13 protein-coding genes are annotated in these 12613 nt (G+C 60.6%); 7 read left to right on the forward strand and 6 right to left on the reverse strand.

Going from position 1 to position 12613, the window contains the following annotated elements; translation table 11 throughout:
* Positions 1 to 128: 128 nt before the first annotated feature.
* Positions 129 to 728 (forward strand): FMN-dependent NADH-azoreductase, encoded by a 600-nt coding sequence (locus C9990_RS08235; RefSeq protein WP_106802995.1) that lies wholly within the window; start codon positions 129 to 131, stop codon positions 726 to 728.
* A gap of 202 nt (positions 729 to 930) precedes the next feature.
* Positions 931 to 1800, forward strand: coding sequence for a carboxylate/amino acid/amine transporter (locus C9990_RS08240; protein WP_106802996.1), 870 nt, complete (start codon positions 931 to 933; stop codon positions 1798 to 1800).
* Here the strand turns inward: C9990_RS08240 and C9990_RS08245 are convergent.
* Positions 1797 to 3095 (reverse strand): mechanosensitive ion channel family protein, encoded by a 1299-nt coding sequence (locus C9990_RS08245; protein WP_106802997.1) that lies wholly within the window; start codon positions 3093 to 3095, stop codon positions 1797 to 1799. The two genes, C9990_RS08240 and C9990_RS08245, sit on opposite strands and share 4 nt — an antisense overlap.
* A gap of 193 nt (positions 3096 to 3288) precedes the next feature.
* Here C9990_RS08245 and C9990_RS08250 point away from each other — a divergent pair, with 193 nt between their 5' ends.
* On the forward strand, positions 3289 to 4635 hold the full coding sequence (locus tag C9990_RS08250) for a DEAD/DEAH box helicase (protein ID WP_106802998.1): 1347 nt from the start codon (positions 3289 to 3291) through the stop codon (positions 4633 to 4635).
* A 49-nt stretch (positions 4636 to 4684) separates the two neighbouring features.
* Here C9990_RS08250 and C9990_RS08255 read toward each other — a convergent pair whose 3' ends face one another.
* On the reverse strand, positions 4685 to 4969 hold the full coding sequence (locus C9990_RS08255; protein WP_106802999.1) for a hypothetical protein: 285 nt from the start codon (positions 4967 to 4969) through the stop codon (positions 4685 to 4687).
* Between the two features lie 153 nt (positions 4970 to 5122).
* Between C9990_RS08255 and C9990_RS08260 the strand changes: the two genes are divergently transcribed.
* Positions 5123 to 5512: a hypothetical protein gene (locus C9990_RS08260; RefSeq protein ID WP_017134854.1), complete on the forward strand. Its 390-nt coding sequence runs from the start codon at positions 5123 to 5125 to the stop codon at positions 5510 to 5512.
* A gap of 628 nt (positions 5513 to 6140) precedes the next feature.
* On the opposite strand, the gene C9990_RS08275 is transcribed toward C9990_RS08260, so the two are convergent.
* From C9990_RS08275 to C9990_RS08285, 3 genes are all read right to left on the reverse strand, one after another.
* Positions 6141 to 7007 (reverse strand): DUF6279 family lipoprotein, encoded by an 867-nt coding sequence (locus C9990_RS08275; RefSeq protein ID WP_106803001.1) that lies wholly within the window; start codon positions 7005 to 7007, stop codon positions 6141 to 6143.
* Positions 7008 to 7073: 66 nt separating this feature from the next.
* Positions 7074 to 7796 carry a TorF family putative porin gene (locus C9990_RS08280; RefSeq protein WP_106803002.1) on the reverse strand — a complete coding sequence of 241 codons (723 nt, stop codon included), beginning with the start codon at positions 7794 to 7796 and terminating at the stop codon, positions 7074 to 7076.
* Between the two features lie 207 nt (positions 7797 to 8003).
* Positions 8004 to 8183: a hypothetical protein gene (locus tag C9990_RS08285; protein ID WP_003193095.1), complete on the reverse strand. Its 180-nt coding sequence runs from the start codon at positions 8181 to 8183 to the stop codon at positions 8004 to 8006.
* Between the two features lie 322 nt (positions 8184 to 8505).
* Between C9990_RS08285 and C9990_RS08290 the strand changes: the two genes are divergently transcribed.
* From C9990_RS08290 to C9990_RS08300, 3 genes are all read left to right on the forward strand, one after another.
* A complete protein-coding gene (locus C9990_RS08290) occupies positions 8506 to 9342 on the forward strand; it encodes a S1 RNA-binding domain-containing protein (RefSeq protein WP_034099624.1) in 837 nt (278 codons plus the stop codon).
* Between the two features lie 113 nt (positions 9343 to 9455).
* A complete protein-coding gene (locus C9990_RS08295) occupies positions 9456 to 9854 on the forward strand; it encodes a DUF2177 family protein (RefSeq protein ID WP_106803003.1) in 399 nt (132 codons plus the stop codon).
* Positions 9855 to 10050: 196 nt separating this feature from the next.
* Positions 10051 to 11493 (forward strand): NCS1 family nucleobase:cation symporter-1, encoded by a 1443-nt coding sequence (locus tag C9990_RS08300; protein WP_065909676.1) that lies wholly within the window; start codon positions 10051 to 10053, stop codon positions 11491 to 11493.
* Here C9990_RS08300 and C9990_RS08305 read toward each other — a convergent pair.
* A complete protein-coding gene (locus C9990_RS08305) occupies positions 11405 to 12613 on the reverse strand; it encodes an MFS transporter (protein ID WP_106803004.1) in 1209 nt (402 codons plus the stop codon). The two genes, C9990_RS08300 and C9990_RS08305, sit on opposite strands and share 89 nt — an antisense overlap.

A 12613-nucleotide genomic window follows, 5' to 3' on the forward strand; every position in this document is an offset into this window, starting at 1 on the left:
GGAACACTGCACATATAAACAAATTTATAGATGGGTTATAGCAGTTTTTTGCGCTTTTTAATCGAATGAGCCCTGGTTAACCTTTTCTCCATCGCCTTACAGCATTTACAGATGGAGCCTACGAAGCCATGTCCAATGTTCTGATCATCGAAAGCAGCGCTCGCCAGCAGGATTCGATTTCCCGCCAACTGACCCGCCAGTTCATCAGCCAATGGCAGGCCGCCCATCCGGCAGACCAGATCACCGTGCGCGACGTGGCCCTCAACCCGGTTCCGCACCTGGACGCCAACCTGCTCGGCGGCTGGATGAAGCCTGCCGAGCAGCGCAACGACGCTGAGCAGGTGTCGCTCGACCGCTCCGATGAATTGACCCACGAATTACTCGCCGCCGATGTGCTGGTGATGGCTGCGCCGATGTACAACTTCGCCATCCCAAGCACCCTCAAGGCCTGGCTGGACCACGTGTTGCGCGCCGGTGTGACCTTCAAGTACACCGCTACCGGCCCGCAGGGTTTGCTCACCGGCAAGCGCGCGATAGTGTTGACCGCTCGCGGCGGCATCCACACCGGCGCCAGCTCCGATCACCAGGAACCGTACCTGCGCCAGGTCATGGCGTTTATCGGGATTCACGACGTGACCTTCATCCACGCCGAAGGAGTGAACCTGAGCGGGGACTTCCAGGAAAAGGGCATCAACCACGCCAAGGCCTTGTTGGCACAGGTGGCCTGATCCGTTAATCGCCAGATAATCGCGCGGTGTTTATCTAGTGCCACGCAAACCCTTCAAGTACGCGTAACGAACCTCCCTTTGCACTTTTGCTCCTGAGTGCTCCTGCCCGACTGACGCTTTAGCGAGGTCGGGTTTTTTTTGCCTCGAGTTTCGTCAATCGCCGAAAACCTTTAATGTCCGGCCCATTCGAAACGAGGCGCGCATGGGCTATCTACTGGTTGTCACCCTGATTCAGGCTTTTTCCTTCAGCTTGATCGGCGAATACCTCGCCGGTCACGTCGACAGCTACTTCGCGGTGCTGGTGCGCGTGGTGCTTGCCGGGCTGGTGTTTATCCCACTGACCCGCTGGCGCTCGGTGGAGCCGGCCTTCATGCGCGGCATGCTGCTGATCGGCGCCTTGCAGTTTGGCGTGACCTACGTGTGCCTGTACCTGAGCTTTCGCGTGCTGACGGTGCCGGAGGTGCTGCTGTTCACCATCCTTACGCCGCTGCATGTGACCTTGATCGAAGACGCCCTCAACCGCCGCTTCAATCCCTGGGCGCTGATCGCCGCGCTGGTGGCGGTAGCGGGCGCGGCGGTGATTCGTTTCGACCAGATCACGCCGCACTTCCTCATGGGCTTTTTGCTGCTGCAATTGGCCAACTTCACCTACGCCGCCGGGCAGGTGATGTACAAGCACCTGGTGGCGCGTTATCCGAGCGATCTGCCGCACTACCGACGTTTCGGTTATTTCTACGTGGGGGCGCTGCTGGTAGTGCTGCCGGCATTCCTGCTGTTCGGCAAAGCCGACTTCCTGCCCGACGCGCCGCTGCAGTGGGGCGTGCTGGTGTTCCTCGGGTTGGTCAGCACTGCGCTGGGCATGTACTGGTGGAACAAGGGCGCCTGCCTGGTGCAGGGCGGCACCCTGGCGGTGATGAACAACCTCCATGTGCCGGTGGGCCTGCTGCTGAATTTGCTGATCTGGAACCAGCATGAGCCGCTGGGACGGCTGGCGTTGGGCGGGCTGGTGATCGTGGGGGCGGTCTGGATCAGTCGGTTGGGCGTAAAACCGCCCAACCGCTCCATGGCTTAAATCGCGCGACTTTCCGGGGCCGGCAAATGGCTGGCCCCCAGCACCGCCGGCAACATCCCCGCGCGCAAATCACTGCCACTCGGCTGTTGATACAGGCTCAAGCCAAACTCCGGCAGCACGGCCAGCAGGTAATCGAAGATATCCCCCTGGATCCGCTCGTAATCCGCCCACGCGGTGGTGCGGGTAAAGCAGTAGATCTCCAGCGGCACGCCCTGGGCGGTGGTCTGCATCTGGCGAACCATGCAGGTCATGTTCGGCTGGATGTCCGGGTGGCTTTTCAGATAGGCCAGGGCGTAGGCGCGAAAGGTGCCGAGGTTGGTCATGCGGCGGCGGTTGGCCGACAGTTGCGCGCTGTTGCCCTGGGCTTCGTTCCAGGCCTTGAGTTCAGCTTGCTTGCGCCCGATGTAGTCGGTGAGCAGGTGCACCTGGGTCATGCGCAGTTCTTCATCGTCACGCAGGAAACGCACGCCGCTGGCGTCGATAAACAAGCTGCGCTTGATCCGCCGCCCGCCGGAAGCCTGCATGCCGCGCCAGTTCTTGAACGACTCGGACATCAGGCGCCAGGTGGGAATCGAGACGATGGTCTTGTCGAAGTTCTGCACCTTGACCGTGTGCAGGGTGATGTCCACCACGTCACCGTCGGCGCCGACCTGGGGCATTTCGATCCAGTCGCCGACGCGCAGCATGTCGTTGCTGGTCAGTTGCACGCTGGCGACGAACGACAGCAGCGTGTCCTTGTAAACCAACAGGATCACCGCCGACATCGCACCCAGGCCCGACAGCAGCAACAGCGGCGAGCGGTCGATCAGGGTGGCGACGATGATGATTGCGCCGAACACGAACAGCACCATTTTCGCCAGTTGCACGTAGCCCTTGATCGAGCGGGTGCGTGCGTGTTCGGTGCGTGCATAGATGTCCAGCAGTGCACTGAGCAGCGCGCTGATCGCCAGCACCATGAACAGGATGGTCAGCGCCAGGGCCACGTTGCCGATGAACAGGATGGCGGTCTTGCTCAGGTCCGGCACCAGGTACAGGCCGAACTGGATCACCAGCGACGGCGTCATCTGCGCCAGGCGGTGGAAGACTTTGTTGTGCCGCAGGTCGTTGAGCCAGTGCAGCGCCGGCTGCCGGCCGAGCAATTTGACGGCGTGGAGGATGAGGTAGCGCGCCACCCGTCCGAGCAGCAGCGCCACTACCAGCAACACCAGCAAGCCCAGGCTGGCGTGCAGCAGCGGGTGTTGATCGAGGGCGCCCCAGAGGTCCTGGGCGTTGAGCCAGAGCTGTTTGATATCCATGGGTGAAACCGATTCTTCTGTAAGACAAGACGAGGCGATTAGAGCATTTAAGTGCAACAAAGTTGATGTTCCGGACAAATGCCCTGACAAAAAAGCAGCTGATTAGCACCGTTCGCGTAAAGACACTCGGTTTGGACGCCCGAAACCGGTACCCTATGCAGCTGATTTTTTGTATTTCTTCGAGGTAGCACCCGTGTTTTCCCAATTCGCCCTGCACGAACGCCTGCTCAAAGCCGTGGCCGAGCTTAAATTTGTCGAGCCTACGCCTGTGCAAGCAGCGGCCATCCCGCTCGCGCTCGAAGGGCGTGACCTGCGGGTGACGGCTCAAACCGGGAGTGGCAAGACCGCCGCTTTCGTCCTGCCGATTCTTCACCGTCTGATCGGCCCGGCCAAAGTCCGCGTCAGCATCAAGACCCTGATCCTGCTGCCAACCCGCGAGCTGGCCCAGCAGACCTTGAAGGAAGTGGAACGCTTCTCGCAGTTCACCTTCATCAAGTCCGGCCTGATCACCGGTGGCGAAGACTTCAAGGTCCAGGCCGCGATGCTGCGCAAGGTGCCGGACATCCTGATCGGCACCCCGGGCCGCATGATCGAGCAACTGAATGCCGGCAACCTCGACCTCAAGGAAGTCGAAGTGCTGGTACTCGACGAAGCCGACCGCATGCTCGACATGGGCTTTGCCGACGACGTGCAGCGTCTGGTCGGCGAATGCGTCAACCGCCAGCAGACCATGCTGTTCTCCGCCACCACCGGCGGTTCGACCCTGCGCGACATGGTCGCCAAGGTCCTGAACAATCCTGAGCATCTGCAAGTCAACAACGTCAGCGACCTGAACGCGACCACGCGCCAGCAGATCGTCACCGCCGACCACAATGTGCACAAAGAGCAGATTCTCAACTGGCTGCTGGCCAACGAGACCTACCAGAAAGCCATTGTGTTCACCAACACCCGTGCAGCGGCCGACCGTATCTACGGTCGCCTGGTGGCCCAGGATTACAAAGCGTTCGTGCTGCACGGCGAAAAAGACCAGAAAGACCGCAAGCTGGCCATCGACCGCCTGAAGGCCGCTGGCGTGAAGATCCTGGTGGCCACCGATGTCGCCGCTCGCGGCCTGGACGTGGACGGCCTGGATATGGTCATCAACTTCGACATGCCCCGCAGCGGCGACGAGTACGTGCACCGTATTGGCCGTACCGGGCGTGCCGGCAACGATGGCCTGGCGATCTCGCTGATCTGCCACGGCGACTGGAACCTGATGTCGAGCATCGAGCGCTACCTCAAGCAGTCGTTCGAGCGCCGTACCATCAAGGAAGTCAAAGGCACCTACACCGGGCCGAAGAAGGTCAAGGCGTCGGGCAAGGCCGTGGGCGTGAAGAAGAAAAAGACCGACGCCAAGGGCGACAAGAAAAAGGCCGGTGCCAAGTCGCCGACCAAGCGCAAGATTGCCAACCGCCCGAAGACCGACAACCTGTCGTTGGTCAGCAAGGACGGCATGGCGCCCCTCAAGCGCCGCAAGCCAGAAGCACCGGCTGCTGAGTGATTCAGGGCTGATATGAAAAAACCGGACAATGTCCGGTTTTTTTATGCCTTCAGTTTTTCGCCTTGGCGGCGGCTTCTTTCAATTCTTTCAAGCGGGCGTCGATCAGCTGGCACTTGTCGGGGAATTCCGCGCTTTCCGTGTCCAGGTTCATTTTCTGCAATTCATCATTCATTTCCTTGGCCTTGGTCGGGTTCTGCTCGGTGAGCTTGGCCACTTCCTGGGCGAGTTGCTCGCGCTTGGCGGTGGCCTCCTCGGGCGTGCAGGCCCAGGCGGGCAGGGCGGGCAGGGCGGTCAGGAGCGTGGCGGCGATGGCCAGGTTCATCAGGGTTTTCATGGGGGACCTCCTTGGCGGTTATGCTTAGTTGAGGGGGCGAACGTCTGGAAAGTTCAGAGAAATCACGCCCGTCCGGTCGGCTGAACGGCGAGTGGCGTGGCGTGTCACACCTTTAGACGGGCTACTTTCCTTAGGCCTGCAGGAGGAATCAGGATGACGACTTACAACTGGGATTTGATCGAACGTCTGCTGCATGAAGTGCAGAACGGCGAAGGCAGCTTTGCCCCTCGCAAATATGCCGAGCAGGAAGCCGCCGAGAAGGCCACGGCGGGCGAATCCACGGGCAATCTGGACGCGCTGAAAAAGACCGCTGCCGATTACGAAGCGCTGCTGTTCAAGCGAGGGTTTATTGAGTCGCGGCCTGAGGAGGAGGGCGGCAATGGTGAGAATTTCATCCTGACCGCGCTCGGCGCGCAACTGCTGGCGCTGATCGACAGCTCGATACCCGGCAATGATCACCCGCGCCAGGTGCTCGATGAGCAAGCGGATGCGCTGGACCCGGCAACGTTTGCCGAGGTGGCTTCGAAGGCCCAGATTGCCTGAGCGGCCAACGTGCGGGCTTGCCTTCGAAAGAGGTGTGTCAGTCAACGAATATGCTGGCTGATCCACCGCCTTCGCGGGCAAGCCCGCTCCCACATTTTTGATCGCGGTGAAGCCGGGGATCTGGCCGCGTGGCTGAAATAGCCGGGCCTTGCACAGCAGGCGTGGACAATGCCTCTCTCCCTGTGGGAGCGGGCTTGCTCGCAAATACGGGGTGTCAGCCAACGAATATGCTGGCTGATCCAGCGCCTTCGCGAGCAAGCCCGCTCCCACATTTTTGATCGCGGTGAAGCCGGGGATCTGGCTGCGTGGCTGAAATAGTCGGGCCTTGCACCGCGGGCGTGGACAACGCCTCTCTCCCTGTGGGAGCGGGCTTGCCCGCGAATACGGTGTGTCAGTCAACGAAGATGCTGGCTGATCCACCGCCTTCGCGAGCAAGCCCGCTCCCACATTTTTGATCGCGGTGAAGCCGGGGATCTGGCGGCGTGGCTGAAATAGTCGGGCCTTGCACAGCAGGCGTGGACCACGCATCTCTCCCTGTGGGAGCGGGCTTGCCCGCGAATACGGGGTGTCAGTCAACGAATATGCTCGCTAATTCACCGCCTTCGCGAGCAAACCCACTGCCACATTTCTAGATCGCAGCACCCTTCAGGCATTTGAGCGCCTTGAAGTCACTGCGCACGCCGTCGATTTTTTGCGTCAGCTTCAGTCGCTGCTGCACGGTGCTCTCAGCCATCAAGTCGACGATCAAACTGCGCGCAGCCGCTTCGGTCTGGGCATAGGCCGCGCGGTATTGCGGGGTCCACAGACTTTCGCGATCTACCAGCAGTTGCTGCATTTTCTGCGGGAAGTCGGGGCTCTGGCGCTGCTTCACCGCTTCGATAAATTGTGCCTGCCAATGCGCGCGGTTGCCGATCCATTCCTGGTTTTGTTCACCCAGGGCGATGGACCAGGCGGTCACGCGATTCTGCTGGCTGGCACTCAAAGGGCCCATCCAGGCGTCCAGGCGTTTGCTCATGCGTTGGGCGCGTTCCTTGATCTGCTGCTCAAGCGGCGGCTTGAGGTACTCGTCCTGACGCTTGCGCAGGTCTTTGGCCAGCGCATCGTTCATGTCCTTGACCTGTTGGTCGTCCAGCCCCTTGAGCAGTTCGATGGCCGACGGGGTAATCTCGCGGGCGACATCGGCAATGGCCTGTTTGGCTTCGGCGGTACGCGTCTGCAAAGCGGCGTCGGTGACCTGGTTGGTGTCGACCATCTGCTGCAGGCGGTCCAGCCAATCCAGGTAACCCGGCAGTTGCGTGGTGCAGTGCCAGGCCAGGTGTTCCTTGAGTTTGTCGTTGAACCAGCTCTTCTGCCCGGCATTCATGTCCAGGTAGTCGTTGAGGGTCCACGGGATGATGACGTCGAGGTTGCGATAGGCCAGGCCCACGCGATTGCAGCCGGCGAGCACCAGGCTCAGGGTCAGCAATATCACCAGTAGTTTGAGCCGACGCAGCATGGGCGGGTCCTTGCGCTGAGGGGGTTAGTGCATGTGAACCCGCGGCAGGCGCGACAGTTCAGCCCATCAATAAAACGACCGCGCGGCCTTCAAGGTCAACAGGCCGTCGCATTGCGAGTTGTGTCCGGAGTACGCCGAGCAGTCGCCGCCGCTGAGGCTGGAGTCGCTGTAGATCAGGTTCAGGTCCACGCCCATCCACTGGCGGGAGAACTGCACCGACCAGTCACTGAACGTGCTGATGGAGCCGCCCTCCACCGAGACCGGGGTGCCCAACTGATGGGTGGTGTATTTCATGCTCACACCGATGCCGAACGGCTGCGTGCCGCCGAGGTCGGCGAACAGCGTGCTGTCCTGGCGGTCCGGATCATTGCTGAACGACGCACCGAAGCGGTTGCCCAGCAGGTTCAGGCCACCGTAGAACTCCTGGCTGTCGAGAGGGCTGAGCTTGGGATAGCTGTAATGGATCAGGCCCACTTCATAACCCAGGGTCTGGTCGAAGGGGTGTTTGAAGCCCATGTACGAGTCGACCTCAAGATTGCTGGTCGAGGACAGTCCCATGTTCGGCGAAAACTGGCCGACATACAGGCCGCTGTCGTGGCTCAGGTCCAGCCCGCCGTGGAACGAGTCGCTGCCGGGAGAAGTCGGTTTGACCAGGCCCTGTGCCATGCTGCGGGTAGGTGTGGTGCCCAGTTTGAGGTCGAAGTCGCCCAATTCGCGCTGGAAGATCTGCGCTTCGGCGAGGGGGCTGGTGGCCAGGGCTGCGACCAGGAAAATGCAGGGTTTGAACATGCTTCACTCCGTGAAAAGCGAGGAGCAGTGACGAAGAAAGTCGGGGAGATGCCCGTGCTAGACGTGTGCAAGCATACCGGCGAATGCCAGGAGCTGAGCCCCGTTCGTCGATTGGCGCGAGATTGAGTGTGTTTAAGAGGGAATTTGCGGCTCTAGTCCTAGCGCCTTGATGGCAAGGCGCTTAGGGACCAGGTGTGTTGCGCGGTGTTACTTTTTACCCAGGCTGATCTGCTTGGACGGGCCGAAAGTCTGGCCGCTGACGCCCTTGGCAATTTGCTGGATTTCGCCACCGGACTTGAGGAAAGCAGCAATCTGGCTGTTGATCGATTCGCTGGTTTCAACGGCGGGAGCTGGCTTTGCTTTGCTGTTGGATGCTTTTACGCGCATGGCGGCCACTAACCTGTAGAAAATTAACTTGGCCAGGCATCGTACAGGAAATACTTGACAATTGCTTGGCAAATATCCCCCGGGAATAAGTCGTGAGGCGGGAAATGCGCAAACTTGGTTTTTGAATTAACCCCCTAACTTACTGTTTTAACTGGAAACCAGTGGGCTGTGAGGCGTGACGGGCGCGCCGAAATTCAGCCGAATGATCGGACGAGCGGGGCGGTGCCAGTAGAACGCCACGCACGTCGCGATTTTTCAGGCGCGCGCGCGTGGCGAGCGCAACTCGGGTAGAATGCCGCCCACGCAATGAGGGTATTTGGAAATGGCTTTAGTCGGGCGCTACAACAGCTTGCAAGTGGTTAAACACACGAACTTCGGTTTGTACCTGGACGGTGCGCAAGACGGTGAAATCCTCTTGCCTAATCGGTACATCCCCAAAGATATTCCCAGTGAAGATGAAGACTGGCTTAACGTTTTCATTTATCTGGACAGCGATGACAAACTTATCGCCACGACCGAAAAACCCAAAGTTCAAGTTGGCGAGTTTGCCAGTTTGAAAGTTGTTGAAGTCAACAGTATCGGCGTGTTCCTCGACTGGGGCTTGCCCAAGGATCTGTTGCTGCCGTATTCGGAAGAAAAACGCCAGTTGAGCGCCGGTGAATACTGCGTGGTGCATGTTTATCTCGACAAGCACACCAAGCGCATTACCGCCACCGCGCGGCTTGATCGCTACCTCGACAAGACGCCTGCCAACTACCAGGTGGGCCAGGAAGTCGACCTGCTGGTCGCGGAAGCCACCGACATGGGCTTCAAGGCGATCATCAACAACAAGCATTGGGGCCTGATCCACAAGAACGAAGTGTTCAAGTTCCTGCGCCCGGGCAAGGAAGAGAAAGGCTTTATCAAAGAGATCCGCGCCGATGGCAACATCAGCCTGAGCCTGCAGCCGGTCGGCCAGGAAGCGGCCTCCAGCCTCAACTCCAAGATCCTCGCCAAGTTGCGTGAAAACAACGGCACCCTGCCGGTCAGCGACAAGAGCGACCCGGCGGTGATCAGCAACTTGTTCGGCGTGAGCAAGGGCAACTTCAAGAAAGCCATCGGTGCGCTCTACAAGCAGGGCCAGATCGTGATTCATGCGGATCGCATTGAACTAAGCTGAGTGCGATTTGCTCTCCTGTAGGCGCCGGCTTGCCGGCGATGAGGCCAGTGGCCTTTAAGGTGTTTCCTCACACGCCGTCGCTGGCCAGCCAGCGCCTACAGAAGGTCACTGCAATGTCCAAACGATCGCTGTTCGCCTACCTCGGCACGTTGCTCGCGTTTCTCGTCCTTGACGGCCTTTGGCTCGGCGTCCTGATGGGCCCGACCTACAAATCCTTGCTGGGCCCGCTGATGCTTGATCAGCCGCGCCTGTTGCCCGCGGTGCTGTTTTACCTCCTTTATGCCCTCGGTTGTGTCGTCTTCGTGGTCTTGCCCAGCGCCAGCTGGCAACGCGCCGCGCGCCTTGGCGCCTTGCTTGGGCTGGTCGCCTACGGCACCTATGACCTGAGCAATTGGGCCACGCTGTACGGCTGGTCGGCCGCTCTTGCGATCATGGACATGGCGTGGGGCACCTTCCTGACGGCGGCCTGCTGCACCGTGGGATTCCTGTGTGCACATCGAGTGCACCAATGATTGTGTACAGGATTTACGTGCACCGTTACTGAGCGAAACCCAGTCTCTCACCACTGAAAAAGCCCTTTGGAACGCCGTCACACAGGGATTGTGTGCCATTGGCATGTATTCTGCTGAATACCTCGTATACAAATCATGCCGCCTTCCGTATGCACCCGCTACGGTAGCGCAGGCAGGTATTTCGAGGAGCCCAGCGATGACCGAACACTTGCCCAAAGGCTACAGCCCGCGCCTGTACAACCAGGACCTGGGGCCGCTGCCGCAGAAGTGGACCTGGTACAACATTTTTGCCTTTTGGATGAGTGACGTGCACAGCGTCGGCGGCTACGTGTTCGCCGCCAGCCTGTTCGCGTTGGGGCTGGCCAGTTGGCAGGTCTTGATTGCCTTGCTCGCCGGCATCTGCATCGTGCAATTGATCGCCAACCTGGTGGCCAAACCGAGCCAGCAAGCGGCAGTGCCTTATCCGGTGATCTGCCGGCTGGCCTTTGGCGTATTCGGAGCGAATATTCCCGCGGTGATTCGCGGCCTGATCGCCGTGGCCTGGTACGGGATTCAGACGTACCTGGCGTCGAGTGCCTTGATCATCGTGGTGCTGCGCTTTTTCCCACAGATGGCGGTGTATGCAGAGCCGCATTTCGCAGGCTTGTCGTACTTGGGCTGGTTTGGTTTCCTCAGCCTGTGGGTGCTGCAGGCAGCGGTCTTCTGGGCCGGCATGGAGTCGATTCGCCGCTTCATCGACTGGGCCGGTCCGGTGGTCTACGCGGTGATGTTTGCCCTGGCTGGATGGATTGTGTGGAAGGCCGGCTGGGCGAATATCAGCTTCACCCTGGCAGAAAAGTCGCTGTCGGGCTGGCAGGCGTTCGGTCAGGTGATCGTGGCGACGGCGCTGGTGGTGTCGTACTTTTCCGGGCCGACCCTGAATTTTGGCGACTTCAGCCGTTACTGCCGCAGCATGCGCGACGTGCGGCGCGGCAACTTCTGGGGGCTGCCGGTGAATTTCCTGGCGTTTTCCCTGGTCACCGTGGTGATCGTCTCGGGCACTTTGCCGGTGTTTGGTGAAATGCTCCATGACCCGATCGCGACGGTTTCGCGCATCGATAACAGCATGGCGGTGTTGCTGGGCGCCTTTGCCTTTGTCACGGCGACCATCGGCATCAATATCGTCGCCAACTTCGTCTCCCCGGCGTTTGACTTCGCCAACGTCGCACCGAGCAAAATCAGCTGGCGCGCCGGCGGGATGATCGCGGCTGTGGCATCGATCTTCATCACCCCCTGGAACCTGTTCAACAACCCGCTGATGATTCACTACACCCTGGACATCCTCGCCGCCTTCATCGGGCCGTTGTTCGGGATTCTGTTGGTGGATTTCTACCTGATCAAAAAGCAGAAGATCGATGTCGATGCGCTGTTCGATGACAGCCCAGGCGGGCGCTATTACTTCGACGGCGGTGTGAATTGGACGGCGGTCAAGGCGCTGGTGCCGGCGACGCTGGTGGGCGTCGCGATCACCTTCACCCCGGCGTTGCAGGGCATGGCCAATTTTGCCTGGTTTACCGGATGCTTCCTGGGTGGGCTGTTTTTCCTGGTGTTGTCGCGGCGCGAACAGGTGCGAGTGCCTGCACCGATGGTTGCCGGCTGACCAACACCCCGCCCGCTACCAGCAGGCCCGCACCGGCGACTACCAGCGCCGGTTGCAGGCCGCCGCTGAGTTGGCTGCTGACCGACGCCAGCAATGGACCGCTCAGTTGGCCGATCGCAAAGCTCGCGGTCAACAGCCCGGTGCTGCGCTGGTAGCCGTGGGGGGCGACTTCGCGCAAGCGCGCCATCACCAATTGCATGCACGCCAGGAACGGCCCGCCGCACAGCAGCACGCCCAGCGCCAACCCCCAGCCATTGCCCAGCAGGCAGGCGAACACCCCGGCCGCTTGCAACCACAGGGTCGCCATCAACCAGCGGCGGGTAGTGTGCGGGTCCTTGCGGCGCAGGCTCGCGGCCACCACGCCAATCGCCGCGGCCAGGCCAAAGCAGGGCCAGAACAGGTCGGCCTGCCAGGCGCCCTTGAATTGCGCGCTGGCCATCTGTGACAGAAACGTTGCCGGAATGATGTAGCCCAGGCCGTACAGCACGTAGATCCAGCACAGGTGCGTGATGCTGCCATTACTGGCCACCTCGGTATGGCTGGAAACGGGCGCGCTGGCGGCGGAAGGCTTGGGCAAAAACGGCAGGATCGCCAGCAGCATCACCAATGCCACCCCGCCATACACCAGCCACAGCGTTGCAGAGTTTTGGCCCAGCAGGTTCGAGCCCAGCGCCAGCAACCCGGTCAGCAGAATCCCCAGCCCGGGCCCGGCAAACACCAGGGCCCCGAGGCGTGGACGGCCGGCGGCAATCGCCAACGGCTGGCTCAGGCTGGTGATCATCACCAGCGCCCAGGCGCTTGCCACACCCGTGCCGAAACGCAGCAGCAGGTGCGGCCAGAACCCGTGGGCCCAGTACGACGCCAGCGTCAGCAGCACACACAGCCACAGCCCGCCGTACAAGCGACCGCGTACGTGGTGATGGCTGCGCGCGAAGATCGAATCCACCGCGCCGACAAAGTAGCCCAGGTAATTCGCGGCAGCGATCAGTCCGGCGCCGGTCAAGTCGATCTGCCCCTCGCTGAGCAGATGCGGCATTTGCGGGGTGAGGGCGAAGCGGCCGATGCCCATCGCCATCATCAAGGCGACAAAGCTGGCAAGTAAGCGGATCAAAGGGGACAT

This window comes from Pseudomonas sp. S5D5 (assembly GCF_003013355.1).
In the GTDB taxonomy this organism is placed as follows: Bacteria; Pseudomonadota; Gammaproteobacteria; order Pseudomonadales; family Pseudomonadaceae; genus Aquipseudomonas; species Aquipseudomonas aylmerensis.

Coding starts and splice junctions, on each gene's coding strand:
- C9990_RS08235 (WP_106802995.1), top strand. CDS start 129: ATGTCCAATGTTCTGATCATCGAAAGCAGCGCTCGCCAGCAGGATTCG.
- C9990_RS08240 (WP_106802996.1), top strand. CDS start 931: ATGGGCTATCTACTGGTTGTCACCCTGATTCAGGCTTTTTCCTTCAGC.
- C9990_RS08245 (WP_106802997.1), bottom strand. CDS start 3,095: ATGGATATCAAACAGCTCTGGCTCAACGCCCAGGACCTCTGGGGCGCC.
- C9990_RS08255 (WP_106802999.1), bottom strand. CDS start 4,969: ATGAAAACCCTGATGAACCTGGCCATCGCCGCCACGCTCCTGACCGCC.
- C9990_RS08260 (WP_017134854.1), top strand. CDS start 5,123: ATGACGACTTACAACTGGGATTTGATCGAACGTCTGCTGCATGAAGTG.
- C9990_RS08275 (WP_106803001.1), bottom strand. CDS start 7,007: ATGCTGCGTCGGCTCAAACTACTGGTGATATTGCTGACCCTGAGCCTG.
- C9990_RS08280 (WP_106803002.1), bottom strand. CDS start 7,796: ATGTTCAAACCCTGCATTTTCCTGGTCGCAGCCCTGGCCACCAGCCCC.
- C9990_RS08285 (WP_003193095.1), bottom strand. CDS start 8,183: ATGCGCGTAAAAGCATCCAACAGCAAAGCAAAGCCAGCTCCCGCCGTT.
- C9990_RS08290 (WP_034099624.1), top strand. CDS start 8,506: ATGGCTTTAGTCGGGCGCTACAACAGCTTGCAAGTGGTTAAACACACG.
- C9990_RS08295 (WP_106803003.1), top strand. CDS start 9,456: ATGTCCAAACGATCGCTGTTCGCCTACCTCGGCACGTTGCTCGCGTTT.
- C9990_RS08300 (WP_065909676.1), top strand. CDS start 10,051: ATGACCGAACACTTGCCCAAAGGCTACAGCCCGCGCCTGTACAACCAG.
- C9990_RS08305 (WP_106803004.1), bottom strand. CDS start 12,613: ATGTCCCCTTTGATCCGCTTACTTGCCAGCTTTGTCGCCTTGATGATG.